General features: G+C 70.6%; 1 protein-coding gene. It reads left to right on the top strand.

The window, feature by feature from the left end:
• Positions 1 to 413 precede the first annotated feature (413 nt).
• On the top strand, positions 414 to 1063 hold a 650-nt coding region (locus ACFWGZ_RS41285; RefSeq protein WP_382457025.1), incomplete at its 3' end, for a response regulator transcription factor.

The following is a 1063-nucleotide window of genomic DNA, read 5'->3' as shown; positions in this document are numbered from 1 at the left end:
GCGGTCCCGCCCCCCACGCCCGGGAGGGGTTGCCGGCCCGTCCGCCGGATCCACGGGGGACCGGACGGAAGGGACGGGGACCGACCGCGCCGGGATCCACGCCCGGCACGCATCCTCGCGTTCCGGGCCCGGCCACAGGTCATTCACTGAAGCCCACGACTGGCGGGTACCAGCCGGCCAACAAAAGGGACCCTCGGCGCTAAAAGCTGCCCAAGGGTCCTTGAGTCGTGCAACAGGCGTCAAGCCACCATACGGCACGACAGCGCCCGATATGAAAGGACTTGAGAGATGGATCACAGGCCAGGAGGGAACCGTACTCGCACATTCGAAGGTGTTTGTTGGGCGGTCGCGCAGACCCGCAGGGCTTCTGGATCACCTCCCGGCAGCGGCCCCGCGCGGACTACCATCAGTCCATGACCCGTGTACTGCTCGCCGAGGACGACGCATCCATCTCGGAGCCACTGGCCCGCGCCCTCCGGCGGGAGGGCTACGAGGTCGAGGTCCGCGAAGACGGTCCGACCGCGCTCGACGCCGGTCTCCAGGGTGGAATCGACCTGGTCGTACTGGACCTGGGGCGGCCGGGGTTGGACGGCCTCGAAGTGGCCCGCAGGCTCCGCGCCGAGGGCCACGCCGTGCCGATCCTGGTGCTGACCGCCCGGGCCGACGAGGTCGACACCGTCGTCGGTCTCGACGCCGGCGCCGACGACTACGTCACCAAGCCCTTCCGCCTCGCCGAACTGCTCGCCCGCGTCCGGGCCCTGCTCCGCCGCGGTGCCTCCGAGCCCGCGCCGCAGCCCGCCACGCACGGCGTCCGGATCGACGTCGAGTCGCACCGTGCCTGGATGGGCGAGGAGGAACTCCAGCTCACCGCCAAGGAGTTCGACCTGCTGCGGGTCCTGGTCCGCGACGCCGGCCGGGTCGTCACCCGCGACCAGCTGATGCGCGAGGTCTGGGACACCACCTGGTGGTCGTCGACCAAGACCCTCGACATGCACATCTCCTGGCTCCGCAAGAAGCTCGGCGACGACGCCGCCAACCCCCGCTACATCGCGACCGTGCGGGG

The organism is Lentzea sp. NPDC060358, from assembly GCF_042725365.1.
Classification (GTDB): Bacteria; Actinomycetota; Actinomycetes; order Mycobacteriales; family Pseudonocardiaceae; genus Lentzea.
Note: the sequence above shows the minus strand (reverse complement) of the source record. Positions and strands in the feature narration are given on the sequence as shown.